General features: G+C 60.2%; 22 protein-coding genes and 1 tRNA gene. 11 read left to right on the forward strand and 12 right to left on the reverse strand.

The window, feature by feature from the left end; genetic code table 11:
- Positions 1-6: 6 nt before the first annotated feature.
- The 4 genes from galM to galE all read right to left on the reverse strand — a co-directional run bounded on the left by galM (position 7) and on the right by galE (position 4,387).
- Complete coding sequence (galM, locus tag OKB87_RS15925) at positions 7-999, reverse strand: galactose-1-epimerase (protein ID WP_270827974.1); 993 nt, start codon at positions 997-999, stop codon at positions 7-9.
- 64 nt (positions 1,000-1,063) lie between these two features.
- On the reverse strand, positions 1,064-2,212 hold the full coding sequence (gene galK / locus OKB87_RS15930) for a galactokinase (protein ID WP_252376259.1): 1,149 nt from the start codon (positions 2,210-2,212) through the stop codon (positions 1,064-1,066).
- Positions 2,209-3,267: a UDP-glucose--hexose-1-phosphate uridylyltransferase gene (locus OKB87_RS15935; protein ID WP_029302305.1), complete on the reverse strand. Its 1,059-nt coding sequence runs from the start codon at positions 3,265-3,267 to the stop codon at positions 2,209-2,211. Before OKB87_RS15935 ends, galK begins: the two co-directional genes overlap by 4 nt.
- Before the next feature lie 106 nt (positions 3,268-3,373).
- The gene (gene galE / locus OKB87_RS15940) at positions 3,374-4,387 is read right to left on the reverse strand and encodes a UDP-glucose 4-epimerase GalE (RefSeq protein WP_270827975.1); all 1,014 of its coding nucleotides are present in this window, start codon (positions 4,385-4,387) and stop codon (positions 3,374-3,376) included.
- A 204-nt stretch (positions 4,388-4,591) separates the two neighbouring features.
- Between galE and OKB87_RS15945 the strand changes: the two genes are divergently transcribed.
- The 6 genes from OKB87_RS15945 to OKB87_RS15970 all read left to right on the forward strand — a co-directional run bounded on the left by OKB87_RS15945 (position 4,592) and on the right by OKB87_RS15970 (position 14,500).
- Positions 4,592-5,596: a substrate-binding domain-containing protein gene (locus tag OKB87_RS15945; protein WP_011707764.1), complete on the forward strand. Its 1,005-nt coding sequence runs from the start codon at positions 4,592-4,594 to the stop codon at positions 5,594-5,596.
- Positions 5,597-5,814: 218 nt separating this feature from the next.
- Positions 5,815-8,892 (forward strand): beta-galactosidase, encoded by a 3,078-nt coding sequence (locus tag OKB87_RS15950; protein WP_270827976.1) that lies wholly within the window; start codon positions 5,815-5,817, stop codon positions 8,890-8,892.
- A gap of 234 nt (positions 8,893-9,126) precedes the next feature.
- Positions 9,127-10,113: a galactose/glucose ABC transporter substrate-binding protein MglB gene (gene mglB, locus OKB87_RS15955; protein ID WP_011707762.1), complete on the forward strand. Its 987-nt coding sequence runs from the start codon at positions 9,127-9,129 to the stop codon at positions 10,111-10,113.
- 54 nt (positions 10,114-10,167) lie between these two features.
- Positions 10,168-11,688 carry a galactose/methyl galactoside ABC transporter ATP-binding protein MglA gene (mglA, locus tag OKB87_RS15960; protein ID WP_011707761.1) on the forward strand — a complete coding sequence of 507 codons (1,521 nt, stop codon included), beginning with the start codon at positions 10,168-10,170 and terminating at the stop codon, positions 11,686-11,688.
- Positions 11,689-11,704: 16 nt separating this feature from the next.
- Complete coding sequence (gene mglC / locus OKB87_RS15965; protein WP_011707760.1) at positions 11,705-12,715, forward strand: galactose/methyl galactoside ABC transporter permease MglC; 1,011 nt, start codon at positions 11,705-11,707, stop codon at positions 12,713-12,715.
- A 51-nt stretch (positions 12,716-12,766) separates the two neighbouring features.
- Positions 12,767-14,500, forward strand: coding sequence for a methyl-accepting chemotaxis protein (locus OKB87_RS15970; RefSeq protein ID WP_270827977.1), 1,734 nt, complete (start codon positions 12,767-12,769; stop codon positions 14,498-14,500).
- A 601-nt stretch (positions 14,501-15,101) separates the two neighbouring features.
- On the opposite strand, the gene OKB87_RS15975 is transcribed toward OKB87_RS15970, so the two are convergent.
- The 3 genes from OKB87_RS15975 to OKB87_RS15985 form a co-directional block, all read right to left on the reverse strand.
- On the reverse strand, positions 15,102-15,470 hold the full coding sequence (locus tag OKB87_RS15975; RefSeq protein WP_270827978.1) for a CopG family transcriptional regulator: 369 nt from the start codon (positions 15,468-15,470) through the stop codon (positions 15,102-15,104).
- Position 15,471: 1 nt separating this feature from the next.
- A complete protein-coding gene (locus OKB87_RS15980; protein ID WP_011707757.1) occupies positions 15,472-16,119 on the reverse strand; it encodes an AAA family ATPase in 648 nt (215 codons plus the stop codon).
- Positions 16,120-16,219: 100 nt separating this feature from the next.
- Positions 16,220-16,396, reverse strand: coding sequence for a hypothetical protein (locus tag OKB87_RS15985; RefSeq protein ID WP_175610347.1), 177 nt, complete (start codon positions 16,394-16,396; stop codon positions 16,220-16,222).
- Between the two features lie 745 nt (positions 16,397-17,141).
- Here OKB87_RS15985 and arcA point away from each other — a divergent pair.
- The 4 genes from arcA to OKB87_RS16005 all read left to right on the forward strand — a co-directional run bounded on the left by arcA (position 17,142) and on the right by OKB87_RS16005 (position 22,014).
- Positions 17,142-18,362: an arginine deiminase gene (gene arcA, locus OKB87_RS15990; protein ID WP_011707755.1), complete on the forward strand. Its 1,221-nt coding sequence runs from the start codon at positions 17,142-17,144 to the stop codon at positions 18,360-18,362.
- A 63-nt stretch (positions 18,363-18,425) separates the two neighbouring features.
- The gene (gene arcC, locus OKB87_RS15995) at positions 18,426-19,352 is read left to right on the forward strand and encodes a carbamate kinase (RefSeq protein ID WP_011707754.1); all 927 of its coding nucleotides are present in this window, start codon (positions 18,426-18,428) and stop codon (positions 19,350-19,352) included.
- 130 nt (positions 19,353-19,482) lie between these two features.
- Entirely contained in the window at positions 19,483-20,487 is a 1,005-nt protein-coding gene (argF, locus tag OKB87_RS16000) for an ornithine carbamoyltransferase (protein WP_017409770.1), read from the forward strand.
- Between the two features lie 123 nt (positions 20,488-20,610).
- Positions 20,611-22,014 (forward strand): YfcC family protein, encoded by a 1,404-nt coding sequence (locus tag OKB87_RS16005; RefSeq protein ID WP_011707752.1) that lies wholly within the window; start codon positions 20,611-20,613, stop codon positions 22,012-22,014.
- Between the two features lie 178 nt (positions 22,015-22,192).
- On the opposite strand, the gene OKB87_RS16010 is transcribed toward OKB87_RS16005, so the two are convergent.
- The 5 genes from OKB87_RS16010 to OKB87_RS16030 form a co-directional block, all read right to left on the reverse strand.
- Positions 22,193-22,684, reverse strand: coding sequence for an arginine repressor (locus OKB87_RS16010; RefSeq protein ID WP_016352302.1), 492 nt, complete (start codon positions 22,682-22,684; stop codon positions 22,193-22,195).
- A 217-nt stretch (positions 22,685-22,901) separates the two neighbouring features.
- Entirely contained in the window at positions 22,902-23,366 is a 465-nt protein-coding gene (gene pyrI / locus OKB87_RS16015; protein WP_011707750.1) for an aspartate carbamoyltransferase regulatory subunit, read from the reverse strand.
- A 16-nt stretch (positions 23,367-23,382) separates the two neighbouring features.
- Positions 23,383-24,303: an aspartate carbamoyltransferase gene (gene pyrB, locus OKB87_RS16020; RefSeq protein ID WP_016352301.1), complete on the reverse strand. Its 921-nt coding sequence runs from the start codon at positions 24,301-24,303 to the stop codon at positions 23,383-23,385.
- Positions 24,284-24,478, reverse strand: coding sequence for a hypothetical protein (locus OKB87_RS16025; RefSeq protein WP_123785055.1), 195 nt, complete (start codon positions 24,476-24,478; stop codon positions 24,284-24,286). The genes pyrB and OKB87_RS16025 overlap by 20 nt, the downstream gene beginning before the upstream one ends.
- Before the next feature lie 99 nt (positions 24,479-24,577).
- Positions 24,578-25,120, reverse strand: a complete 543-nt coding sequence (locus tag OKB87_RS16030; protein WP_016352300.1) for a hypothetical protein — start codon at positions 25,118-25,120, stop codon at positions 24,578-24,580.
- A gap of 208 nt (positions 25,121-25,328) precedes the next feature.
- On the opposite strand from OKB87_RS16030, the gene OKB87_RS16035 reads away from it, so the two are divergent.
- Positions 25,329-25,405: transfer RNA gene (locus OKB87_RS16035), tRNA-Trp, on the forward strand.
- The last annotated feature ends 200 nt before the right edge of the window (positions 25,406-25,605 follow it).

Genomic DNA, 25,605 nt, shown 5'->3' on the forward strand with positions numbered 1-25,605 from the left:
CCGGGGTCAGCCGGCGGCGATAAAGCGATAACGGGTCTGGTGGCGATAGGTCTGCCCCGGCGACAGCCAGGGATCCCCCAGCTCGGGCCGGTTGGGGCTGTCCGGCAACTGCTGGGCCTCCAGACAGAAGCCGGCGTGATCCTGATGGAGTCGGCCATCGCGTGCCGGCGTATTGGCCAGCCAGTTGCCGGTGTAGAACTGCAGCGAGGGCTGGTTGGTATAGACCTCCATGGCCAGCTGGCGATCCCCCGAGACCACCCGCGCCGCCCACTCGGCGGTCGGCCCGTTGAGCACGAAGGCGTGGTCATACCCCTTGGCCTGTTGCTGCTGGGGGTGGCTCAGCCAGTCTTGTCCGATAAGGCGTTCGTGGCGCAGATCGAACGGCCCCTCCACCGGTGCGAGCGCGAGTGGCAGCCCGCTTGGGTCGGTCGGCAGGAAACGGTCGGCATTGAGGCGGATGAGGTGGTCGCGCACATCGCTGCCGTTCGGGTTGTCATCGAGATTGAAGTAGGTGTGGCTGGTGAGGCTGACAGGGGTCGCGGCATCTGTGCTGGCGACGAAATCCACCACCAGATCGCACTGCTCCAGCCGGTACTCCAGCGTGACCCGCAGGTTGCCGGGAAAGCCCTGATCCCCTGCCCGGGAGAGCAGGGTCAGTCTGACCCGGTCCGCCTCCCGCTCCTTGATCTGCCAGTGCTGGCGATGAAACCCCGCCCGTCCGCCGTGCAGGCAGTGGGGCGGCTGGTTGGCATCCAGCGGCCAGCGCTGGCCGTCGCGCAGCAGCTCGGCGTTGCCGATGCGGTTGGCAAAGCGCCCCGCCACCGCCCCCAGCCACACCTGCTGAGCGGGGTAGGCCTCATCGGCACAGCCCAGCAGCACTTCACGGCGCCCGCCCGCCACCGGCAGGGTGAGGGAGGTGAGGGTGGCGCCAAAATCGAGGCCGCGCAGGCGCAGCCCCTCCTCGTTTTCCAGCTCGAACGGGATCATGGCATCGCTCATAGTGTGCCTGCACCTGTGTTGCCGATCCGGCAGACGTCGCCGTCGGTCTGCATCATCAATGGGCTCATAGTTTTCCCGCCCCCGCGCTGGCGCGGCAGACGTAGCTGTCGGCCTTGAGGCCGAAGCGGGCCGGGTACTCCGCATCGACCGCGGCGATCACCTCGGCCACCTTGTCGGGGTGCAGCAGGGCGACCACGCAGCCACCGAAGCCGCCACCGGTCATCCGCACGCCGCCCTCGGTGCCGATCCTGGCCTTGATGATCTCCACCAGACCATCGATGGCGGGCACGGTAATTTCGAAGTCATCGCGCATGGCGGCGTGGGAGTCGGCCATCAGCTCGCCGAGGCGCACCAGATCCCCTTGCGCCAACGCATCGGCGGCGGCCAGGGTGCGGCTGTTGTCGCCCACCACGTGACGGGCACGGCGGTAGCAGACCTCATCCAGCCCGGTCTTGCCCGCTTCCAGCGCCGCCAGATCCAGATCGCGCAGCGCCTTGACCCCGTAGTGACGAGCGGCTGCTTCGCACTGCTGGCGGCGGGTGTTGTATTCGCTGTCCACCAGGCCGCGGCGCACATTGGAGTTGACGATCAGCACCGCCAGATCGGTGGGCATGGGGATGAGCCGGGTTTCCAGCGAGCGGCAGTCGAGCAGCAGGGCATGATCCTGTTTGCCGCTGGCGGAGATCATCTGGTCCATGATGCCGCAGTTGCAGCCGACGAACTGGTTCTCCGCCTGCTGGCCGTTGAGAGCAATCTCGGCCTGCGTAATGGTGAGCCCCAGCGCCTCCTTGAAGGCCTGGCCGATGGCCACTTCCAGCGAGGCGGAAGAGGAGAGGCCGGCCCCCTGCGGCACGTTGCCGGAGACCACCAGATTGAGGCCGCGCAGCGGATAGCCCCGCTCCTGCAGGTACTTCACCACCCCGCGGATGTAGTCGCTCCAGCGCTGGTCGGCATGGTGGCCGATGGGCTGGTCGAGATCGAACAGGTCGCGCTGGTTGCCGTAGTCGGCGGCGATCACGTGCACCAGGCTGTCATCGCGCAGGCCGATGGCGACGCAGGTCTCGTAGTCGATGGCGCAGGGCAGCACGAAGCCATCGTTGTAGTCGGTGTGCTCGCCGATGAGGTTGACGCGGCCGGGGGCCCGTACCAGCAGGTCGGGTTGTTGCTCAAACTGCTCGGCAAACACGGCGCTGACGCGCTGGCTCGGGGTCATAGGGCCTCCTCGTTGGCCTGATTGGTCTGGTTGTAATGAATGGGGGAAAGCGCCCGCAGCCGTTCCGCGGCTTGTTCCGGGGTAAGGTCACGCTGGGTCTCGGCCAGCATCTCGAAGCCCACCATGAATTTGCGCACCGTGGCGGAGCGCAGCAGCGGCGGATAGAAGTGGGCATGCAGTTGCCACGCTTCTGGGCAGTCGGAGCGGGGCGGGGCAAAGTGCCAGCCCATGGAGTAGGGGAAGCTGCACTCGAACAGATTGTCGTAGCGGCTGGTGAGTTCCTTGAGCGCAATGGCCAGATCCTGCTGCAGCTCGGGAGTGAGGTCGAGCAGGGAGGGAACGTGGCGCTTGGGCAGCAGCAGGGTCTCGAACGGCCAGGCCGCCCAGAAGGGAACTACCGCCAGCCAGTGTGCGGTCTCCACCACGATACGGGATCTGTCTTTGAGCTCCCGCTCCACGTAGTCGACCAGCAGCGGGCGGCCGTGCTCCGCCAGCCAGTCGCGCTGGTGCTGCTCTTCGCGGGCAATTTCATTGGGCAGGAAGTCGCTGCCCCACAGCTGACCATGGGGGTGCGGGTTGGAGCAGCCCATGACGGCGCCCTTGTTTTCAAACACCTGCACCCACTCCCACTGGGCCGACAGCTCGGCCACCTGCTCCATCCAGGTAGTGATCACCTGCTCGATGGCAGGCAGGGGCAGCTCGGGCAGGGTCTTGCCGTGATCCGGCGAGAAGCAGATGACCCGGCTGGTGCCACGGGCGGCTTCCAGCTTGAGCAGGGGATCCTGCTGGCCACTGGCGGCCGGGGTGTCCTGCATCAGGGCGGCGAAGTCGTTGGTAAAGACGAAGGTGTCCCGATAGTCGGGATTCTGGTCGCCGGTGACGCGCTTGTTGCCGGCACAGAGGAAGCAGTCGGGGTCATGGGCCTGGCTCGGCGCCTGGCTCACCTTCTCGACCTGGCCCTGCCAGGGGCGCTTGGCTCTGTGGGGGGAGACCAGCACATATTGGCCGGTCAGCGGGTTGAAACGACGGTGGGGGTGATCAACCGGGTTGAACATCATCACTCCTCAAGCTCAATAAAGGTATTGCGGACAGTGATGAGGGCGGGGGCGCCTCTCATCTGTGGCCCCTCTCCCGCGACGGGAGAAGGGAGCAAAACGGATATCACGCCTCATACCCCTGGGGGTTGGCGGATTGCCAGCGCCAGCTGTCGGCACACATGGCGGCCAGATCCCGCCGGGCACGCCAGCCCAGCTCGCGCTCGGCCTTGGCGGGATCGGCCCAGCATTCGGCGATGTCGCCGGGGCGTCTTGGTTCGATGCGATAGGGCAAGGGGCGGCCGCTGGCCGCCTCGAACGCCGCGACCATCTGCAGCACGCTCTGGCCCTGGCCCGTGCCCAGGTTGTAGACGTGTACGCCACCCTTGCTGGCGCAGTGCTGCAACGCCTTGACGTGCCCCTCGGCGAGATCCATCACGTGGATGTAGTCGCGCACACCGGTGCCGTCGACGGTGGGGTAATCGTTACCAAAGATGGAAAGGCAGTTGCGCCGGCCAATGGCGACCTGGGTCAAAAACGGCATGAGGTTGTTGGGGATCCCCTGGGGATCTTCCCCCATGGTGCCCGACTCGTGGGCGCCGACCGGGTTGAAGTAGCGCAGCAGGGTCATGCTCCAGTGCGGCTCCGCCCGCTGCAGATCCTCGAGGATCTCTTCGATGATCAGCTTGGATCGGCCGTAGGGGTTGGTGGCGCTGCGCGGGAAATCTTCCCGGATGGGGGTGCTGGCCGGGTCGCCGTAGACGGTGGCCGACGAGCTGAACACCAGGTTATGGACGCCGGCCCGCTGCATCGCCTGCAGCAATACCAGGGTGCCGCTCAGGTTGTTCTCGTAGTATGCGAGGGGGAGGCGGGTGGACTCGCCGACCGCCTTGAGGGCGGCAAAGTGGATCACTGCGTCGATCCGTTGCTCGCTGAAGATGCGATCCAGCAGAGCCGGGTCACGGATGTCCCCCTGATAGAAGCGGGGCTCGCGCCCGCTGATGGCGGCGATGCGAGCCAGTACGCCCGCCTTGCTGTTGCAGAGGTTGTCCACCACCACGGGCTCCATGCCAGCCGCTTGCAGTGCCAGGCAGGTGTGGCTGCCGATGTAGCCGCAGCCGCCGGTGACCAGTACTTTCATCCTCATCTCCACGCTGAAAAAAGCCTGTGAAGGAGTCTAGCCGAGGGGCCGGCGGGCAAACTGTGAACTGGCTAACAAATACGTGTAAACGATTACACTTGTTTTGATGGTCATCATTTCAGCAATATGGTTTTCCCCCCTGTTATCAGTGACATTGCTCGGTATAATGGCGCCATCCCGAGCCGTGAAATAAGTGAAAACAGCATGAGTACCATCAAGGATGTCGCCCGTTTGGCCAACGTATCGGTGGCAACGGTTTCACGGGTGATGAACAACTCACCCAAGGCCAGCGCCGCCTCCCGCGAGGTGGTACAGAAGGCCATGGCCGAACTGGGCTATACCCCCAATGCCAACGCGCGGGCACTGGTCAGTCAGACCTGTGACACCATGGGGGTGCTGGTGGGCGATGTGGCGGATCCCTTCTTCGGCGCCCTGGTCAAGGGGGTGGCCGCGGTGGCGGTGGAACAGGGTCTGCACCTGTTGATGGGTAATGGTTTTCACAAGGCTCGGCAGGAGCGCGAATCCATCGAACTGCTGATCGGCAAGCGCTGCGAGGCGCTGGTGGTGCACAGCAAGGCGCTGAGCGATGAGGAGCTGATCGACTACGCGCTGCGGGTGCCCGGCATGGTGCTGATCAACCGCGACATCCCGGCGCTCAAGGGGCGCTGCATCGCCCTCAACAACCGGCAGGGGGCCGCCACGGCGACCCGCCATCTGCTGGAGCTGGGCCACCGCCACATCGCCTTCCTCAGTTCGGATCACGCCATCGAGGATGCCATCCTGCGGCTGCAGGGCTATCAGGATGCGCTGGCCGAGGCAGGGCTGCGCGCCGATCCCGAGCTGGTGGAGAGCGGCATGCCCAACGAGGAGGGCGGCGAGCGCGCCATGCTCAACCTGCTGGCCAAGGGGCTGCCCATCACAGCCGTGGTGGCCTACAACGATGCCATGGCAGCGGGGGCCATCTCGGTGCTGGCGGACAATGGCCTCAAGGTGCCGGAGGAGGTGTCGGTGGTGGGCTTCGATGACATCATCTATGCCAGATACCTGCGCCCCAAGCTTTCCACCATGCGCTACCCGGTTGAACTGATGGCTGCCCAGGCGGCCAAGCTGGCACTGCAGCTGGCGGCGGGCGAAAGCGAGGCGGTGCAGAGCCGCATTTACACCCCGACCCTGATCAACCGCCACTCGGTGGCTCCCGTTCGAAGCTGATCCCTTTCATTTACCTCCGTTTATCGCTCCGGATCGCCGTTTTTGCGGCGCGTGATCCGGAGCCTTGGTCTTTTACCTGCATTTAGCGCATTTTTACCCTGTTTTACTTAACAAATTCAGTGTAATCGTTTACATCTGTGTGAGCGAGATCGCCGATCACCGGGCAAAACTCCCCTACACTGCATACGTTTTCGGCGTTCATGCAGGGAGAGAGAAGAATGCTCAGGGAGATAGTGGCCCGTCAGGACTGGCAGACCCAGGCGATTACCGCAGTGAATCGGTTGCCTGCCCATACCCCCTTGTTCAGCTGGCGCAGCGAAGCCGCGGCGCGAGATGATCTCGCCTCACCATCGCGCACCCTGCTGGATGGGGAGTGGCGTTTCTCCTTCTTCGCGGCGCCCGAGCTGGTGCCGGAGCACTGGCTGGTCGAGGATCTGCCGGATGCCTGTCCCATCAAGGTGCCGGGCAACTGGCAGCTGGATGCGGCCTACCCAGGGTTGCGGCCTGCGACAGACGTGCCCATCTACACCAACATCAAATATCTCTTCCCGTGCGATCCACCGCGGGTGCCGACCGAGAATCCCACCGGCTGCTATTCCCGCGACTTCAGCGTGCCGGCCGACTGGCTCGCCAGCGGTCAGACCCGGATCATCTTCGACGGGGTGGACAGCGCCTTTCACCTCTTCTGCAACGGTCTCTGGGTCGGTTACTCCCAGGACAGCCGGCTGCCTGCCGAGTTTGACCTGACCTCTTTCCTCTGCAGCGGTGACAACCGGCTGGCAGTGCTGGTGCTGCGCTGGTCCGACGGCTCCTATCTGGAAGATCAGGACATGTGGCGCATGAGCGGCATCTTCCGCTCCGTCAGCCTGCTGCACAAACCGGCCCGTCATCTGATGGACATTAGGGTCACCCCAGAGCTGGACGCCTGCTATCGCGATGGCCGCCTCAAGATCGCGCTGCAGGCGGCCAATGGGGCTGGTCTGTCGGTGGCGGCCAATCTCTATGACGGCGGTGAGCGGGTGGCGACCCTGCGCCAGCCGATCGGCACGCAAGCCATTGACGAGAAAGGGGCGTATGACGATCGCGCCGAGTGCTGGCTCGAGGTGGCGGCCCCGCGCAAATGGAGCGCCGAGACCCCCCACCTCTATCGCCTCACCCTGACCCTGCTGGACGAGCAGGGGGAACCTATCGAGAGCGAGGCCTATGACGTGGGCTTTCGGGCGGTGGAGATCCGTGGCGGCCTGCTGCGGGTCAACGGCCAGCCGCTGCTCATTCGCGGCGCCAACCGTCACGAACACGATGCGGCCAACGGCCATGTGGTGACCCCCGCCGCCATCGAGCAGGATCTGCTGTTGATGAAGCGGCACAACTTCAACGCGGTGCGCTGCTCTCACTACCCCAATCACCCCGAGCTTTATCGGCTGTGCGACCGGCTCGGTCTCTACGTGGTGGACGAGGCGAACCTGGAGACCCACGGCATGACCCCCATGGGGCGGCTGGCGCGGGATCCCGCCTGGAGCAACGCCTTCCTGGAGCGGGTGACCCGCATGGTGGCCCGCGACTTCAACCACCCCAGCATCATCATCTGGTCCCTTGGCAACGAGTCGGGCTACGGCCCGGCCCACGATGCCATGTATGGCTGGGTCAAGCAGTCGGATCCGAGCCGTCCGGTGCAATACGAAGGGGGCGGGGCCGATACGCCGGCCACCGACATCATCTGCCCCATGTATGCCCGCACCCATCAGGATCAACCCTTCCCGGCGGTGCCCAAGTGGGCGCTGGCCAAGTGGATCGGCCTGCCGGGCGAGACCCGCCCGCTGATCCTGTGTGAATACGCCCACGCCATGGGCAACAGCCTGGGGGGCTATACCCACTACTGGCAGGCATTTCGTGATCATCCGCGGCTGCAGGGTGGTTTCGTCTGGGATTGGGTCGATCAGGGACTGGACAAGCTGACCGATGACGGCCGCCATTTCTGGGCCTATGGCGGTGATTTCGGCGATACCCCGAATGATCGCCAGTTCTGCTGCAACGGTTTGGTGTTCCCCGACCGCACCCCCCATCCCGCCCTGTTCGAGGCCAAGCGGGCCCAGCAGCAGTTCGGGTTGAGGCTGCTCGAGCGCCAGCCGCTGACGGTCGAGATCCGCAGTGAATACCTGTTTCGCGAGACGGACAACGAGCGGCTGCAGTGGCGGTTGTGCGAAGACGGCATGGTGGTGAGCCAGGGTGAATGCCCACTCACCTTGGCACCGCAGGGCAGCATGAGGCTGACTCTGCTGGAACGGTTGCCGGCCTTTGCGCCGGGGGCGCTCGCCTGGCTGGAGCTCGCCATCGTGCAGCCCGCTGCCACGCACTGGTCAGCGGCCGGTCACGAGGTGGCGCGCCAGCAATGCATGTTGCCTGCGCCGCTGGCGCTGCCTGTCGCCCGCACGCCGGCCACCTTTATTGAGCTGGCGGATGGCTGGCAGATCCGGGCGGCCGCCAGCGAGTGGCGGCTGGACAAGGCCAGCGGCCGCGTCCAAAGCTGGTGCAAGCTGGGCCGCGAGCAGCTGAAAGAGGCCATCGCCGATCACTTCTATCGGGCACCGCTCGACAACGACATTGGTACCAGCGAGGCGGACCACGCCGATCCCAACGCCTGGATCGCTCGCTGGCAGGAGGCTGGGCTCAATGAGTTGCAGCACCGCTGCCTCGATCTGGTAGTGAGCCCTGACCAAGGGGTTGTGACGGTACACCACGGTTACTTCGTCGGCGATACGCTCAAGCTGCTGACCCGCTGGCGTCACCAGTTCGATCAGGATGGAGCCATGCGCCTCGCCATCGAAGTGGAGGTAGCGGCCGAGATGCCCTCTCTGCCGCGCATCGGCGCCCGGCTCTGGCTGGCCGACGAAGTGCTGGTGACAGGGGAGGAGGTGAGCTGGCTGGGGCGCGGTCCGCACGAGAACTACCCGGATCGCCTGTTGGCTGCCGACCTCGGTCGCTGGCAGTCGTCGCTCGATGCGCTGCACACCGCGTATGTGTTCCCGACCGACAACGGACTGCGCTGCGACACCCGCCAGCTGCAACTGGGTAGTGTCGAGGTCGAAGGGCTGTTCCATTTCAGCTTGAGCCGCTTCAGTCAGCAGCAGCTGGCACAGGCCCGCCACCAGACCGATCTGGTGGCCGAGGGAGGGCTGCACCTCTGTCTCGATGGCTTTCATATGGGGATTGGGGGCGATGACTCCTGGAGCCAGAGCGTGCGGCCGGAATATTGGTTGCAGCCGGGCGGCTACTATTGGAACTGTGTTCTACGCTGAATCTGAGCGATTGCTTAACAAGAAAGAGCCTCGTTCAGGGCTTAATCCTTGGTGGGTAACTATAACTACATGATTTTTAATTGATTTGTTGCTATGTAACAGAGTGTAAACGTTTTCATTTTGTTGTCATGATCACAGATTGTCATACAACAAACTGATTACATTAGGCTGGCGCCAGTTCACTTGGTGTACAGCATTCCCTACAAAAACAGATAGAGAGATCGGAGCATAACAATGAAAAAGATCACGACCATTGCCGCCGTACTGATGAGCCTGATGGCTGGGGCCACCGCTCATGCCGAAACCCGCATCGGGGTGACCGTCTACAAATACGACGACAACTTCATGGCGGTAGTGCGCAAGGCAATCGAGAAGGAAGCGGCGGCCAACCCGGGGGTGGAGCTGCTGATGAATGACTCCCAGAATGACCAGTCCAAGCAGAACGATCAGGTCGACGTACTGCTGGCCAAAGGCGTGAAGGCGCTGGCCATCAACCTGGTTGACCCGGCTGCGGCCCCGGTCGTGATCGAGAAGGCCCGTGGTGAGGATGTGCCCGTGGTGTTCTACAACAAGGAGCCGAGCGCTGCCGATCTCGCCAGCTATGACAAGGCTTACTACGTGGGTACCGACTCCAAGGAGTCAGGCATCATCCAGGGTCAGCTGATCGCCAAGCACTGGAAAGCCAACCCGGCCTGGGATCTGAACAAGGATGGCGTCATCCAGTTCGTGCTGCTGAAAGGGGAGCCGGGTCACCCCGATGCTGAAGCCCGTACCACCTACGTCATCAAGACCCTGAACGACGGCGGCATCAAGACCGAGCAGCTGCACATGGATACCGGTATGTGGGATACCGCCATGGCCAAGGACAAGATGGACGCCTGGATCTCCGGCCCCAACGCCAACAAGATCGAAGTGGTCATCGCCAACAACGATGGTATGGCGATGGGTGCCGTCGAGTCGCTGAAGGCCCAGGGCAAGACTGCCATCCCGGTATTCGGGGTTGATGCTCTGCCGGAAGCGCTGGCACTGGTCAAGAGCGGTGCCATGGCCGGTACCGTGCTGAACGATGCCGCCAACCAGGCCAAGGCGACTTACGAGCTGACCAAGAACCTGGCAGAAGGCAAAGCGGCCGGTGAAGGCACCAAGTGGAACATCGTCAACAAGGTTGTGCGTGTTCCCTACGTTGGTGTCGATGCTGACAACCTGTCCAAATTCGAATAACTCCCTCCTCCCGGGCAAGGGGTCTCCCCTTGCCCTCAGTTTCAACCAGATGTGATGGCTGATATGACAACACAGCAACAATCAGAATGGCTGTTGGAGATGATTGACGTCAGTAAAAGTTTTCCCGGCGTCAAGGCACTCGATAATGTCAATTTACGGGTCCGTCCTCATTCTGTGCATGCGTTGATGGGCGAGAACGGGGCAGGAAAATCCACGTTGCTCAAGTGCCTGTTCGGCATTTACGAGAAGGATCAGGGCAAGATCTTCTTCAAGGGGCAGGAAATCAACTTCACCTCCTCCAAAGAGGCGCTGGAGAATGGTGTCTCCATGGTGCATCAGGAGTTGAACCTGGTGCTGCAACGCTCGGTGATGGACAACATGTGGCTCGGCCGCTATCCCACCAAGGGGCTGTTCGTCGATCACGGCAAGATGTATCAGGACACCAAGCATATCTTCGACGAGCTGGACATCGACATCGACCCAAGGGTCAAGGTCGGTACCCTTTCTGTCTCCCAGATGCAGATGATCGAGATCGCCAAGGCGTTCTCCTATGACGCCAAGATCGTCATCATGGACGAGCCCACCTCCTCGCTGACCGAGAAAGAGGTGAGCCATCTCTTCAAGATCATCAACAAGCTCAAGGAGAAGGGCTGCGGCATCGTCTACATCTCCCACAAGATGGAAGAGATCTTCCAGCTGTGTGACGAGATCACCATATTGCGGGATGGCCAGTGGGTGGCGACCCAGCCGCTCAAGGGCATGACCATGGATCAGATCATCGGCATGATGGTCGGCCGTGAGTTGACCCAGCGTTTCCCGGAGAAGACCAACCAGCCGAAAGAGGTGATCCTCGAAGTCGAGCACCTGACGGCGAAGAACCAGCCCTCCATTCAGGACATCACCTTCAACCTGCACAAGGGGGAGATCCTCGGCATCGCCGGACTGGTGGGGGCCAAGCGCACCGACATCGTCGAGACCCTGTTCGGCATCCGCGATCGCAGTGAAGGGATCATCAAGCTGCACGGTCAGCCGGTGGCGAACCACAATGCCCACGAGGCGATCCGCAACGGCTTTGCACTGGTGACCGAGGAGCGGCGCTCCACCGGCATCTATTCGCGCCTCGACATCGCCTTCAACTCCCTGATCGCCAACATGGACAACTACAAGGGTTCCATGGGGCTGCTCAGCGACAACAAGATGAAGAGCGATACCCAGTGGGTCATCGACTCCATGCGGGTCAAGACACCGACTCAACAGACCCAGATCGGCTCCCTCTCGGGGGGCAACCAGCAGAAGGTGATCATCGGCCGCTGGCTGCTGACCCAGCCGGAGATCCTGATGCTGGACGAACCGACTCGCGGCATCGACGTGGGGGCCAAGTTCGAGATTTATCAGCTCATCCTGGAGCTGGCGAAGAAGGACAAGGGCATCATCATCATTTCGTCGGAAATGCCCGAACTGCTCGGCATCACGGATCGCATCATGGTCATGAGCAATGGCCGGGTCGCCGGGATCGTCAATACCAAAGAAACTGACCAGAGCGAGATACTGCGCCTGGCATCTCTGTACCTCTAGAGACAGGAAGACATTTATGGAGTCGGCTAAAAATTTCAATCTGATGCGGGCGCTCAAGGAGAACGGCATCTACGTGGTGCTGCTGGTGCTGCTCATGATCATCGTGATCAAGGAACCCTCCTTCCTGAGTCTCACCAACTTCAGCAACATCCTGACCCAGTCTTCGGTACGGGTCATCATAGCGCTGGGGGTGGCTGGCATCATCATCACCCAGGGTACGGATCTGTCGGCTGGTCGTCAGGTTGGCCTGGCGGCGCTCATCGCGGCGACCATGCTGCAGGCGCTGACCAACGTCAACAAGGTGTTTCCCAGCCTGGGTGAAGTGCCCATTCCGGCGGTGATCTTGCTGGTGTGCGTGGTGGGAGCCCTGATAGGTCTGGTCAACGGCCTCATCGTGGCTTATCTGAACGTAACTCCGTTCATTACCACCCTGGGGACCATGATCATCGTCTACGGCATCAACTCCCTCTACTTTGACTCGGTAGGGGCCTCGCCGGTGGCCGGTTTCGATCCTCGTTTCTCCAGCTTCGCGCAGGGGTTCATCAAGCTGGGCGGCTTCAAGCTATCCTATCTGACCTTCTATGCCGCCATCGCCAGCGTGTTCGTCTGGGTGCTGTGGAACAAGACCCGCTTTGGCAAGAACATCTTCGCCATCGGCGGCAACCCGGAAGCCGCCAAGGTCTCCGGCGTCAACGTGGCAGTCAACCTGGTGATGATCTATGCGTTGGCAGGGGTGTTCTACGCCTTCGGCGGCATGCTGGAAGCAGGCCGGATCGGCAGTGCCACCAACAACCTCGGCTTCATGTATGAACTCGATGCCATCGCTGCCTGCGTGGTGGGCGGGGTGTCGTTTGCCGGCGGGGTGGGCACGGTTGCCGGGGTGATCACCGGGGTACTCATCTTTACATTGATCAACTATGGTTTGACCTATATCGGGGTCAGCCCTTACTGGCAGTTCATTATCAAGGGCGGCATCATCATTCTGGCGGTGGCGCTGGACTCCATGAAGTACGCCAAGAAGAAATAACGATTGGCAGAGAGGGTTGGCAGTGCCAGCCCTCTCTTCTGGAGGGATCCCATGCCATTCAAGGTCAAGATTTACGTCTTGCTGCTGCTGGCCATTCTGGTCACCATCGGCACTGCCTGGTTCAGCGTCAATCACTTCATCAGCGCCTATATCCGCACCCAGGCCACCCAGAACATCAACGAGCAGATCTCCCTAGTCAAAGAGAAGCTGGCCAGCGACATCAATCAAAAAATCCTGCTGGCGGCCAACCTCAACTTCGGGGTGACCAACGTCAAGAAGACGCTGGAAGAGACCGGCTTTCACAATATCGTCAAGGTTATTGGCGACATGGCGTTCGACGTGAGCGGGGTCATCAACGATACGGCCAAGGTCGATGCGCTGCGCAAGCTGATCCCCGCCGCCAACAACCAGATCACCGTCAGCCCGCTGCTGCAGGTGGATGGCAAGCCCGTCATCTCCATTCTGGTGCCGCGAGGGGCCGATTCTGCCTACCTTTATTACCTCGACATGAGCGAGTTCAAGAACCTGCTGGAGAAGGTGAGCGGCGAGGGGCGTTACTTCTCGCTGGCCGATGGCCAGGGCAATGTGCTCTACAGCAGCAAGCCGCAGGGAGAGAACGAGGCTCGTCCCAATCCGCTGGATATCCGTGGCAGCAGCTGGACGCTGACTGGCTACATCGATCTCGACTACATCCGCACCATGACCCAGGCGCTCAACGGCCAGATCATCATGGCGTTGCTCGGGGTGGCGGTGGTGGTGATGGTGCTCGCCGTACTGGCGCTCAATCTTGCCTACCGTCCCATCCTTTCGCTGCGGGATCTGGTGCTGGAGCTCTCCCGTGGCAGTGGCGACCTGACCCGTCGGCTGGCGGTAACCAGTACCGATGATCTGGGCCAGATTTCGGCCGGCATCAACCGCTTTATCGAGCGGCTACAGGAGATGATGAACGAGGTACGGCAGGCCAGCGGCCAGCTCAACAGCGGTATCGAGGGGTTGGCCAGCCAGACCGGGGCCGCCCAGTCCCTGCTGGCGGATCACGTGCGGGAGACCGAGCAGGTGGTGACCGCCATCAACGAGATGAGCCGTACCGCCGTCTCGGTGTCGGAGAGTGCGGCCAGCACGGCCCAGTTGACCGGCCAGAGCCAGCAGCTGGCGAGCCAGTCCCGTCAGGTGGTGGATCAGGCCATGGCCAGCGTGATGGCGCTGGTGGACGAAGTGGAGGCTACAGCCCGCTCCATCGAAGCCATGCAGCAGGATGTGCAGCAGATTGGTTCAGTACTGGGCGTGATTGGCAGCATAGCCGAGCAGACCAACCTGCTGGCCCTCAACGCCGCTATCGAGGCAGCTCGGGCTGGCGAGCAGGGGCGCGGCTTTGCGGTGGTGGCGGACGAGGTGCGTTCCCTCGCAGCTCGCACCCAGCAGAGCACGGCGGAGATCCAGACCATGCTGGTCAGTCTGCAGCGGGGTACCCAGACGGTGGTGGATGCCATGAGCAACACCAAACAGAGTTGCCAGGGGGCCGCCGAGAACACCACCCGGGTCAATGAATCGCTGGATCTGATGGTGGGAGAGGTGGTGGAGATCAACGATCTTATCAGCCACATCGCCACGGCGGCGGAGCAGCAGAGTGCGGTAGCCGAAGAGATCAATCGCAACATGAGTGCGATTGCAGAGGTGATCCGCCAGCTGACTCACAACGGGGAGGAGACGGTAGCCAGCTCAGCCGCGATGCAGCAGGCCTACGACAGGCTGCGGGAGATCGTGGGCCACTTCCGGCTCGAGTAGATGCCGGAGGCTGGCCGCTGAAGAGAAATGGCCAAAAAAGATGGGGGCGACTTGCGTCGCCCCCGATAGTCTTATCGCTCATGTCCTTGAACGAAGTTGCTCCCTGCAATCCCTGACTATACCTCTTCCTTTAGGTTTCCCCTTCCCAATCCTTTGGGGTGTCCTTTAGCCATCATGGCCTGACGAGTCATCCGTTCCCGTCGCACTTTCTCCGTCCTGGGAGGTGTCCTTTACCACATCCTGTGGTGAGTCCATTTGCCCAACCCTGGCAGCCAGTCTTCCTGACCGACTTCATTGCGTCCGTGCAGGAGTAACTATAAGGATTTCACGGGGCACGACAACGGCAGATTGAAAAACGTTTTTACGCATCTCGTTACGAAGGAAACTTGTTTCGATATATTTCATTTTAAATCAATGCTTTGTTTTGTTTGTGTTCAGGTTTTTTGATCCTATCTTCCGACTATCGCGAGAGTTTTTTCGGCGCTTTGCTCACGAGGTGAATGGCGAATGTCTCACACGCCGTTTAACCAGGGTTCAGAAAGGGATAAGGGGAGCAGAGCGCGGGGAGCTGGGGGTGATAATCAGTGACACGACTGTCGTGTCAGTTGTGTTCCCGTAGCCGTTCATAGATGGTTTGGCGTTCTTCCGGGCTCAAGGAGGAGAAGTAATGGGTAAACAGACGCAGCAACAGGGATTTGTTCATGCCATCCTGCTGGGTCAGGCTGCCAAGCTCATCGATGGCGGTGGTACTCAGGGAAAAGGTCGCTTTTTTGTAGCTGGGTTTCAGGTGTTCACCATTCTCGATGAAGGCGAGTGCAGTGAGGGCTTCCTCCCGATGAAGATTCAGCTCCAGGCTGACAACCTTGGGTTTGCCCTTGGCGTAGAAGTCAGCATCTTCGATGAACTCGTCAATGGTGAACTTCTTCTGATGATGCAGGTTGTGTTTCTTCTTCAGGTCGGCAAGGCCCATCTCACACCCCCAGCTCCAGAAACTCCTTGGCGATGGCCCGGATCTCTTCGGCAGATTTGCCATCCGGTTCTATTTCCATCACCGACAACCCCTTCTCCTCGCTGTCATCGTAGACATTGCGGCCATAGGTAATGGAGTTGAGTACGTCGACACCGAAGGAAGAGCACACCTCCTTGGCCTCCAGGATCCGCTTCACCTGGTTGGGGAGGGCAGGGCACTGAGTCAGCACCACGGCCGCCCGCAGGCTGGGGTTGACCATCTTGCAGGTGGTGATGAGGTCTTCCATGTGCGGCAAGGTCTTGAGATCGCGGCGTTTGGGGCGCAGCGGGATCAGGGCGTGGGTGGCAACTGCCATGGTGGAACGCAGAGCCCGGTTGTCCTGGCCGCCGCAATCGACGATGAGATAGTCATAGCGGTTCTTCAGGCTGAGCAGGTCGTTGCGGATGTTGCCGTAGAGCTGAACACAATTTATCTGGGGCAGGTCCGGATTGTCATTGCGCTCCTGGATCCAGTCCGAGGTGGTGCGCTGTGGATCGCAATCGACCAGCAACACCTCGCCATGAAATTGGGTCCTGAGGTAAACCGCCAGATTCTGGGCCAGGCAACTCTTGCCGCTCCCCCCTTTTTCGCCACCGACCAGCAGGATCATGACCGTCTCCTATCCCTATGAAAAACAGCTGCATTGAGTATAGGAGGGGGTTGGGCCATGACAAGCCAAGAGGAGGTGGCCTCCTCTTGGGCTCTCACTCTCAATAGTGCTGGCTGCCGCCATACCACTGACAGACATAGGCCGGCACCAGCATCTGGGGAGCCTTATCGACCTGGCATACCACCAGCGGCATGGCCGGCGCCCCTTCTGCACTGACCAGTGCAGGGGTCATGGGCAGCAGCAGGGTGGCAAACAACAGCAGTGACTTGATCTTCATGGTTATCTCCTTGGTGATAAAACGAGTGTGATCCTGATCACTTTCTGAGTTAAGCCGAGGTGGTTGGTGACGCAAGGTGCTGAAATAAATTCAACTAATGAAAAAAGTTTGAAAAGAGCTGATGGCAGGCGTCCTGAAAAATGAGCGGCCAAGATGCGGACTGGGTGCATATCCATATAAATGATGAGCCGGCAGGTGCGCCGCAGCGGGCCTGCGCGAGCGGGTTGGACGAGATGCCATGATCTGGGACAACAAACAGATTATTCAGTGAGCAGGCAGGCAATGACTATTTATTTCCCCGCATCACCGCTTTGAAATCTCATAAAATTCAATTTTTTGCATATTAAATTCAATGAATGTTGATTTTGTTTTTATCTCTATGAAATTGAAGGTTTTTTGTTTTTCTATATATCCCTTAGTAGATATGATGGATGAATGAAACAAGAAGAAATATGAAAAATTCACGATGAAAAGTGCGTATTTAAACGAGGGTGATGAATGGGAGATTGTCAGTTCTGTTATCCCTATCAAAGAATAAACCGTGATTTTATTCAGTTATAAGTGAATGTGATCAATGTCTAAGTTTGGTGTGATTCGCAGGTCTAACCTCGGTCTCGAAAGGCAAGGGCAGGATAGAACACAAGCCGATTACCCTACATAAAGAATATCCCGCCTTAGCCACGAGCATGAATAGAAGGAATCTATTCAATCACTCGCAGGGACCACTGCTAGACGGAATATAATCATGAGCAAATTTTATGTAGGTTCTGAAGTTGGCCAATTGCGCCGTGTCATGTTGCACCGCCCCAACCTCAGTCTGAAGCGTCTGACTCCTTCCAACTGCCAGGATCTGCTGTTTGATGACGTCCTGTCGGTTGAACGTGCCGGTCAGGAGCACGACAAATTCGCTCAGGTACTGCGCGATCAGAATGTCGAAGTTTTCCTGCTGACCAATCTGCTGGCCGAAACCCTGGACGTGCCGGAAGCCAAAACCTGGCTGCTGCAACATCAGGTCTCCGACTATCGCCTCGGTACCTCCTTTGCCAACGACGTGCGCTGCTTCCTGGCAGACATGCCGCACCGTGAACTGGCCCGCATTCTCTCCGGTGGCCTGACCTACTCCGAGATGCCCTACAGCGGCGTCAACATGGTCGTCGGCATGCACGCCCCGACCGACTTCATCATCGAGCCGCTGCCCAACCACCTGTTTACCCGTGACACCTCCTGCTGGGTCTATGGCGGCGTTTCCATCAACCCCATGGCCAAGGCCGCCCGTCGTCGCGAGACCAACCACGTGAAGGCCATCTACCGCTGGCACCCGCAGTTCGCTGGCCAAGACTTCATCAAATACTTCGGTGATGAAGATCGCGACTACGACAACTCCACCATCGAGGGTGGCGACGTGCTGGTCATCGGCCGCGGTTCCGTGCTCATCGGCATGTCCGAGCGCACCACACCGCAAGGGGTCGAGCACCTGGCTCGCGGCCTGTTCAAACACGGCCAGGCCAAGCAGGTCATCGCCATGCAACTGCCGAAACACCGCAGCTGCATGCACCTGGATACCGTCATGACCCACATGGACATAGACACCTTCTCCGTTTATCCGGAAGTCATCCGCAAGGATGTGAACTGCTGGAGCCTGACTCCGGGCGGTGCCACCGGCATGAACATCAAGGAAGAGGGTTACTTCGTCACCGCCATCGAGAAGGCACTGGGTGTCGATCAGCTCAAGCTCATCACCACAGGTGGTGACACCTTCGAGGCCGAGCGCGAGCAGTGGAACGATGCCAACAACGTGCTGACCGTGCGCCCCGGCGTGGTGGTGGGTTACGAGCGCAATACCTACACCAACGAGAAGTACGACAAGGCAGGCATCACAGTGCTGCCCATCCCGGGTGAAGAGCTGGGACGTGGTCGCGGCGGCGCCCGCTGCATGAGCTGCCCGATGGAACGCGACGGCATCTAACAAGACGGCGTGGCGCCGGCAAGAGGCCGGCGCCACAGATACCAAGACTCGAGAGTAACACTCATGAAAAAACCAACTGTCGTCGTCGCCCTGGGTGGCAATGCTCTGCTCCGTCGTGGCGAGCCGCTCGAAGCTGACATCCAGCGCAAGAACATCGCCACCGCCGCCAAGACCATCGCCCTGATCGCTCAGGAGTACAACGTGGTGCTGGTGCATGGCAACGGCCCGCAAGTCGGTCTGCTGGCCCTGCAAAACAGTGCCTACACCAAGGTATCCCCCTATCCGCTGGATGTGCTGGGTGCCGAGTCTCAGGGCATGATCGGCTACATGCTGATCCAGGAGCTGAAAAACCTGATGCCGAGCCGCAACGTCACCGCGTTGCTGACCCAGGTGCAGGTCGATCCCAAGGATCCGGCGTTTGCCAATCCGACCAAATTTATCGGTCCCGTCTACGAAGAAGCGGAAGCCCGCACCCTGGCAGAAGAGAAGCACTGGGTGGTCAAGGCTGACGGCAAGTTCTTCCGCCGTGTAGTGCCGTCCCCGCTGCCCCAGCGCATCGTCGAAGGCGACGCCATCGAAACCCTGATCGCCCAGGGTCACCTCATCATCTGTACCGGTGGTGGTGGCATTCCGGTGACCTGGGATGGCCAGAGCCTGACCGGCATCGAAGCCGTCATCGACAAGGACATGTCTGCCGCCTACCTGGCCAAGCAGATCAAGGCCGACGCCCTGCTGATCCTGACCGATGCCGATGCCGTCTATCTGGACTGGGGCAAACCGACCCAGCGTCCGCTGCGGATCACCAGCCCGGACGAGCTGGCCGGGGTCAAGTTCGATGCCGGCTCCATGGGACCGAAAGTCGAAGCCTCCTGTGAATTTGTCAAAGCGACCGGCGGCATGGTCGGCATCGGTTCGCTGGAAGATGGCCTGGCCATCCTCAAGGGCGAAGCCGGTACCAATATCGTCGCTACCCGTACCGTGAATGCGTAGTTACAAATCTGTACTGAAGAATGCGTAGCCAGTGCTACTGCCCTACGTGGCTTGAACAAATCTGTACTGAAGAATGCGTAGTCAACACTACTGCCTAAATTGGTCTGAACAAATATAGAGAGAACTCATCATGGCTTTTAATCTGCGTAACCGTAACTTCCTGAAACTGCTGGACTTCACCCCGCGCGAAATCCAATACATGATCGACTTGGCCATCGACCTGAAGAAAGCCAAATACGGTGGCTATGAGCGTAAACACCTGACCGGCAAAAACATTGCCCTGATCTTCGAGAAGACCTCCACCCGTACCCGCTGTGCGTTTGAAGTGGCGGCCTTCGACCAGGGCGCGCAAGTCTCCTACCTCGGCCCAAGCGGTTCCCAGATTGGTCACAAGGAGTCCATGAAGGACACCGCCCGGGTACTGGGTCGCATGTATGACGGTATCGAATACCGTGGCTACGGTCAGGAGATCGTGGAAGAGCTGGGTGCCTACGCCGGTGTACCGGTCTGGAACGGCCTGACCAACGAATTCCACCCGACCCAGATCCTGGCCGACTTCATGACCATGCTGGAGCACGGCAAGGGCAAACGTCTGGATCAAATCAAGTTCGCCTACCTGGGCGATGCCCGCAACAACATGGGCAACTCCCTGATGGTCGGTGCCGCCAAGATGGGCATGGACATCCGCCTGGTTGCGCCGAAAGCCTTCTGGCCGGAAGAAGAACTGGTTGCCAAGTGCCGCCTGATCGCCGAAGAGACCGGCGCACGCATCACCCTGACCGAAGACGTCAAAGAGGGTGTGCTGGGTACCGACTTCCTCTACACCGACGTCTGGGTTTCCATGGGTGAAGCGAAAGAAGCCTGGGATCAGCGCGTCAAACTGATGACCCCGTATCAGGTCAACATGGATGTCATCAACGCCACCAAGAACCCGGATGTGAAGTTCATGCACTGCCTGCCGGCGTTCCACAACGATGAGACCACCATGGGCAAGGAAGTGGCTGACAAATATGGCATGAAAGGCCTGGAAGTGACCGAGGACGTGTTCGAATCCGAGCACAGCATCGTGTTCGACGAGGCCGAAAACCGGATGCACACCATCAAGGCAGTGATGGTTGCTACGCTGGGCGACTAAGGTCGCAGTAGTGGTGCCGGGGGGTGACCCCCGGCTTTTCGACCATGTGACAGCGGCATAATACCTCTAACCCTACGACCCGCAGCCTGCATGGATACCACACCCACAGAAGGAAGCTGGACCATGACCAAATTCAAGTTCCCGTCAGCCTACACGATACTGTTCGTGCTGATCGCCCTGGTGGCCGCCCTGAGCTGGATAGTGCCGGCCGGCAAATATGAAATGACCATGAACGAAGCCCTCGGCAAGGAAGTGCCGGTGGCTGGTACCTACAAACTGGTGGAGGGCAATCCCCAGGGGATCGTCGACGTGCTGCTGGCACCTATCGACGGTCTTTATAACCATGACACCTATCAGGCAGGCGCCATCGACGTCTCCCTGTTCATCCTGATCATCGGTGGTTTTCTTGGCATTGTGACCAAGACCGGTGCCATCGATGCCGGTATCGAGCGTGTAACCGACCGTCTGCGCGGCCGTGAAGAGTGGATGATCCCGATCCTGATGGCGCTGTTCGCCGCGGGCGGCACCATCTACGGCATGGCGGAAGAGTCGCTGCCGTTCTACACCCTGCTGGTGCCGGTGATGATGGCCGCTCGCTTTGACCCGGTGGTGGCTGCCGCAACCGTGTTGCTGGGGGCCGGTATCGGTACATTGGGCTCTACCATCAACCCGTTCGCCACCGTGATTGCCGCCAACGCGGCCGGTATCTCCTTCACCGACGGCATCTGGTTGCGCGTCGCCATGCTGGTTGCCGGCTGGCTGCTCTGTGTTGCCTATGTGATGCGTTACGCCAAGATGGTGCGCAACGACCCGAGCAAATCCCTGGTGGCTGACAAGTGGGAAGAGAACCGTGCCCACTTCCTTGGCAACAAGAGCGATCAGATGCTGGAGTTCACCCTGACCCGTAAAATCGTGCTGGGTATCTTCGTCGCCGCCTTCGCCGTGATGATCTACGGGGTGGCCGTGCTGGGCTGGTGGATGGCGCAGATCTCCGGTGTGTTCCTGGCCGCCGCCATCATCGTCGGTGTCATCTCCCGCATGAGTGAAGAGGAGCTGACCTCCAACTTCATCGATGGTGCCCGCGACCTGCTCGGCGTCGCCCTCATCATCGGTATCGCCCGCGGTATCGTGGTGGTGATGGACAACGGCATGATCACTCACACCATACTGCACAGCGCAGAAGGGATCGTGACCGGCCTCTCCACCGTGGTGTTCATCAACGTGATGTTCGTGCTGGAAGTGGTGCTCTCCTTCCTGGTGCCGTCCTCCTCCGGCCTGGCCGTGCTGACCATGCCGATCATGGCGCCGCTGGCCGACTTCGCCAACGTGGGTCGCGAGCTGGTGGTCACCGCCTATCAGTCCGCCTCCGGCCTGGTGAACCTGGTGACCCCGACCTCCGCCGTGGTCATGGGTGGCCTGGCGATTGCCAAGGTGCCCTACGTACGCTGGCTGAAATGGGTGGCGCCGCTGCTCGGCCTGCTGACCGTGCTGATCGTGGTCTGCCTGAGCCTGGGTGCAGTGCTCTGATCCACAACGAAGAGAAAGCTGAAGACGGGAGCCACTGGCTCCCGTTTTTTATGGCTGATTCATAACGATTCAAGCCGTGGTGAGGGGAGAACGGGTGAGGATGAACCATCCTTGGCGAAGATCAGCGGCAACAAAAAGGCGACCTTCTGGTCGCCTCGATCTCTTCGGGGGAGAGGGCTTAGCGGGCTTGGGCCAGGGTGCGCACCACGGCGGCGTGGGCCTGACGGGTGCGGCTGATGTGGCGCGGGGCGACCAGCACCACGTCGTTGCCGGCGACGGCGCCCATGATCTCGGGATTGGCGTTGCGATCCAGCAGGCGGGCCACCACGGTGGCGGCACCCGGGGTGGTGTGGATCAGCACCATCTGCTGGTTGTGCACCACTTCGCGCACCATGTCGTGGATGGAGCGGGTACTGCCGGCGGGCTCCAGCTGCTCGTCCACCAGGGTGTAGACCTTCTTGCCGTTGGCGTTCTGGGCCTTGGCCACGCCGAGCCGGCGCAGCAGGCGGGAGATGGTGGACTGGCTGATGTCGGCGAAACCGCGCTCCGACAGCTCGCGCCGGATCTCCTCCTGGGTGCTGTAGCAGTGCTGGCCGATGATCTGGCGACAGGCATCCAGCTGGGCCAGATCGGGCTCTTGTTCCACGGGACGACTGAGGGTTTTGACCACGGCGAATTCCTTTGATGATGACCGACGGTAAACGCTCGATATCTGCCGCATTCGCTGAATATCAGCAAAAAATACTGGCAATCAATGCACTGGCAGGAAATGAGCGGGAATAGCTCTGTTTGGATGGCAAATTATAACCAACTGGTTATTTGGTGATGTGACAGGGGTCAAAAATGGGCCCCTTGGGGCCCACCTGGATATCTTTTGAGTCTGGCTATCAGTAGCGCTCGCTGACGATGTCCTGGGTGAAGGACTTCTCGCAGTACTTGCACTTCATCCGCACCACGCCTTTCACCTCGCGCACCCGGAAGTAGCTGTCCACCGGCTCGTTGTGGGAGATGCAGTTGGAGTTGGGGCAGTGGAATACCCCGGCGATGAACTCCGGCAGCTCCAGCTGGTGTTTCTTCACCACGGCGAAGTCTTCGATGATGTTGACGGTCGCCTTGGGGGCGAACAGCGCCAGCTGGTTGGCCTGCTGTTCGGTCAGGCGAGTGTTCTCGATCTTGATGAGATCCTTCTTGCCCAGCGCGCCGGATTTCAGGTTGAAACCGACGGTGATGCGCTCCTGGGTCTCGATCAGCTGGAACAGCTTGAGGATCTTGATGCCCTGGCCGGCGGGGACGTGGTCGATGACGGAGCCGTGACGGATGGCTTCGACTTGCAGTTGGTTCTTCTCGGACATGATATACCCCTTTCCCTTAGACGGTTTCGTTCAGTACCAGAGCCAGCAGCGCCTGGCGTGCATAAACCCCGTTCTCCGCCTGCTGGAAGTAGTAGGCGTGGGGGGTCTTGTCGACCGCGACGTCGATCTCGTCGACGCGGGGCAGGGGGTGCAGGATCTTCATGGTGGGCTTGGCGCCTTCCAGGGTGGCCACTTCCAGCACGAACTTGGCGGCCATGTGCTTGTATTCGGTCTCGTCGAAGCGCTCTTTCTGGACCCGGGTCATGTAGAGGATGTCGAGCTCCGGCATCACCTCTTCCATGGTCTCGTGCACGCTGAACTGGATGCCTTTCTCTTCCAGCTCCTCGCAGATGTAATCCGGCATCGCCAGCGCTTCCGGCGAGATGAAGAAGAAGCGGCAGTTGAACAGGCTGAGGGCCTGGGCCAGCGAGTGCACGGTGCGGCCGTACTTGAGGTCACCGACGAAGGCGACGTTGAGGCCGTCCAGCTTGCCTTGTGTCTCGTGAATGGAGAAGAGGTCGAGCAGGGTCTGGGTCGGATGCTGGTTGGAACCGTCACCGCCGTTGATGACCGGTACCCGGGAGAACTCGGAGGCGAGGCGGGCGGCGCCCTCTTTCGGGTGACGCATCACCACCGCATCGGTGTAGGAGCCGATGATCTTGATGGAGTCGGCCAGGGTCTCGCCCTTCTTGGCGCTGGTGTTGCCACCGTCGGCGAAGCCGATGATGTTGCCGCCCAGGCGCTGGACCGCGGTCTCGAACGACAGGCGGGTACGGGTGGAGGCTTCGAAGAAGCAGCTGGCAACCAGCTTGTCTTTCAGCAAGCGGGTGTCGGGTTCGGCCTTCAACCGCTGTGCGGTTGCGACCACCAGTTCCATGTCGGGCCGGGTCAGGTCCGAAATGGAGATGACATGTTTCTTATAGAGTGGATTGGTCATCGTCTGCATTCCCTTTGACATCAATGAAGGTTTTTCGGGCACAAAAAAAAGCCCCTGAAACAGGGGCTTTTTTTAAAAACAATTGGGGATCTGTGGGTCGGGAACCGGAAACAACGGGGCCGCTCTGGTGCGCTCCACCCGTCTGCAAGGCTGTTTTTTTCAGCAAAAACTGCATTGTCCTGTCCTGACCTTTTTTCAAACCGGACAGATTATAGAGTCGCATTTTGAATTGTCAAAAATTTATTTCAAAGGCAAGATTTGCGCGGAAAAACGTTTAACTGTCGTGAACTGGCCGGCAAACCCACACCTGGTGCTCGGCCTGCAATGGCTGCGCATCTTCGGCCATGCTGCGCAGATAGGCGAGTCTGTGGTGTCCCTCCAGCAGACAATAGGGTTGTGGCAGCGGGTGACCGTCCGGGTAGCTGCTGCCCGCCGCCGATGCCAGCACTATGATGGGTTCGGACCAGGTACCCTGGCTCAGCATGTACTCCCCGAGCCAGGAGCGGCGGACGTAACGGTTGTGCCTCAGCATCTCGCCCCAGCGTTCGACCACCTCCATATGGCGGGAACCGGTCTGCTCGATGATCCTGGCGGTCGGCCAGCTTTCACACTCGAACTGGTGGCGGGCGAGATCGATAAAGCTCCAGTTGGATTCAAAACCGCGCCAATGGCGGTAAATCCACTGGGAGAGCACATTGTCGGGAATGAAGGGCACCAGCGGGGCGACCCGTGCCAGATAGTCCGGCAGGGCCTCGGTTTTGCTCTCATCCCGGAAGTTGAGCGGTGCAAGTTGTTGAAGTAACCGATAATTGAGCATGAGCAGCCTCCTCATTGCCTGGCCACCTCTTCACCCTACCCCCATTGCCGCTGCTTTCCTACCCAAACAAGGCTGTAAATACAGCGAGTTACCCCCTTTGGCTGTAAAAAGTGACGAGATCTGCTCGTCCTTTGTGCAATCGCACCGAAAGTGAGAAAAAAGCCTTTACCTTTGATCCCGGCTTTGTATAATTCGCCTCGTTTGTTGCAGGGGCGTAGTTCCAATTGGTAGAACAGCGGTCTCCAAAACCGATGGTTGCGGGTTCGAGTCCTGCCGCCCCTGCCATTCTTCAGAGAAGCCAGCTCATTGAGCTGGCTTTTCGCTTTTCCGGGCCTCCCGTTTTTTCCCGTCGTCCCTTGTCCCGCCTGCTGTAGCAGGGCGCTTCCTCCTGTTGTACTCGTTCATCCCGACCGCTAGTCGTTGTTGCGCCGGTTTGCCCTGTCGTTTCTGGCAATCGTCCCGCCGCGCTCCCTGTGCTACATAAC

This window comes from Aeromonas sp. Y318-1, assembly GCF_027706125.1.
Taxonomy (GTDB): domain Bacteria; phylum Pseudomonadota; class Gammaproteobacteria; order Enterobacterales; family Aeromonadaceae; genus Aeromonas; species Aeromonas hydrophila.

Excerpts from the sequence above, each read along its gene's own strand:
- arcC (WP_011707754.1), top strand. The coding sequence starts at position 18,426 with ATGAAAAAACCAACTGTCGTCGTCGCCCTGGGTGGCAATGCTCTGCTC.
- pyrI (WP_011707750.1), bottom strand. The coding sequence starts at position 23,366 with ATGTCCGAGAAGAACCAACTGCAAGTCGAAGCCATCCGTCACGGCTCC.
- mglA (WP_011707761.1), top strand. The coding sequence starts at position 10,168 with ATGGCTGATATGACAACACAGCAACAATCAGAATGGCTGTTGGAGATG.
- OKB87_RS15970 (WP_270827977.1), top strand. The coding sequence starts at position 12,767 with ATGCCATTCAAGGTCAAGATTTACGTCTTGCTGCTGCTGGCCATTCTG.
- argF (WP_017409770.1), top strand. The coding sequence starts at position 19,483 with ATGGCTTTTAATCTGCGTAACCGTAACTTCCTGAAACTGCTGGACTTC.
- OKB87_RS15945 (WP_011707764.1), top strand. The coding sequence starts at position 4,592 with ATGAGTACCATCAAGGATGTCGCCCGTTTGGCCAACGTATCGGTGGCA.
- OKB87_RS15980 (WP_011707757.1), bottom strand. The coding sequence starts at position 16,119 with ATGATCCTGCTGGTCGGTGGCGAAAAAGGGGGGAGCGGCAAGAGTTGC.
- galE (WP_270827975.1), bottom strand. The coding sequence starts at position 4,387 with ATGAAAGTACTGGTCACCGGCGGCTGCGGCTACATCGGCAGCCACACC.
- OKB87_RS16005 (WP_011707752.1), top strand. The coding sequence starts at position 20,611 with ATGACCAAATTCAAGTTCCCGTCAGCCTACACGATACTGTTCGTGCTG.
- OKB87_RS15975 (WP_270827978.1), bottom strand. The coding sequence starts at position 15,470 with ATGGGCCTTGCCGACCTGAAGAAGAAACACAACCTGCATCATCAGAAG.
- OKB87_RS15985 (WP_175610347.1), bottom strand. The coding sequence starts at position 16,396 with ATGAAGATCAAGTCACTGCTGTTGTTTGCCACCCTGCTGCTGCCCATG.
- OKB87_RS15935 (WP_029302305.1), bottom strand. The coding sequence starts at position 3,267 with ATGTTCAACCCGGTTGATCACCCCCACCGTCGTTTCAACCCGCTGACC.
- pyrB (WP_016352301.1), bottom strand. The coding sequence starts at position 24,303 with ATGACCAATCCACTCTATAAGAAACATGTCATCTCCATTTCGGACCTG.
- mglC (WP_011707760.1), top strand. The coding sequence starts at position 11,705 with ATGGAGTCGGCTAAAAATTTCAATCTGATGCGGGCGCTCAAGGAGAAC.
- galK (WP_252376259.1), bottom strand. The coding sequence starts at position 2,212 with ATGACCCCGAGCCAGCGCGTCAGCGCCGTGTTTGCCGAGCAGTTTGAG.
- galM (WP_270827974.1), bottom strand. The coding sequence starts at position 999 with ATGAGCGATGCCATGATCCCGTTCGAGCTGGAAAACGAGGAGGGGCTG.
- arcA (WP_011707755.1), top strand. The coding sequence starts at position 17,142 with ATGAGCAAATTTTATGTAGGTTCTGAAGTTGGCCAATTGCGCCGTGTC.
- OKB87_RS16030 (WP_016352300.1), bottom strand. The coding sequence starts at position 25,120 with ATGCTCAATTATCGGTTACTTCAACAACTTGCACCGCTCAACTTCCGG.
- OKB87_RS15950 (WP_270827976.1), top strand. The coding sequence starts at position 5,815 with ATGCTCAGGGAGATAGTGGCCCGTCAGGACTGGCAGACCCAGGCGATT.
- OKB87_RS16025 (WP_123785055.1), bottom strand. The coding sequence starts at position 24,478 with ATGCAGTTTTTGCTGAAAAAAACAGCCTTGCAGACGGGTGGAGCGCAC.
- mglB (WP_011707762.1), top strand. The coding sequence starts at position 9,127 with ATGAAAAAGATCACGACCATTGCCGCCGTACTGATGAGCCTGATGGCT.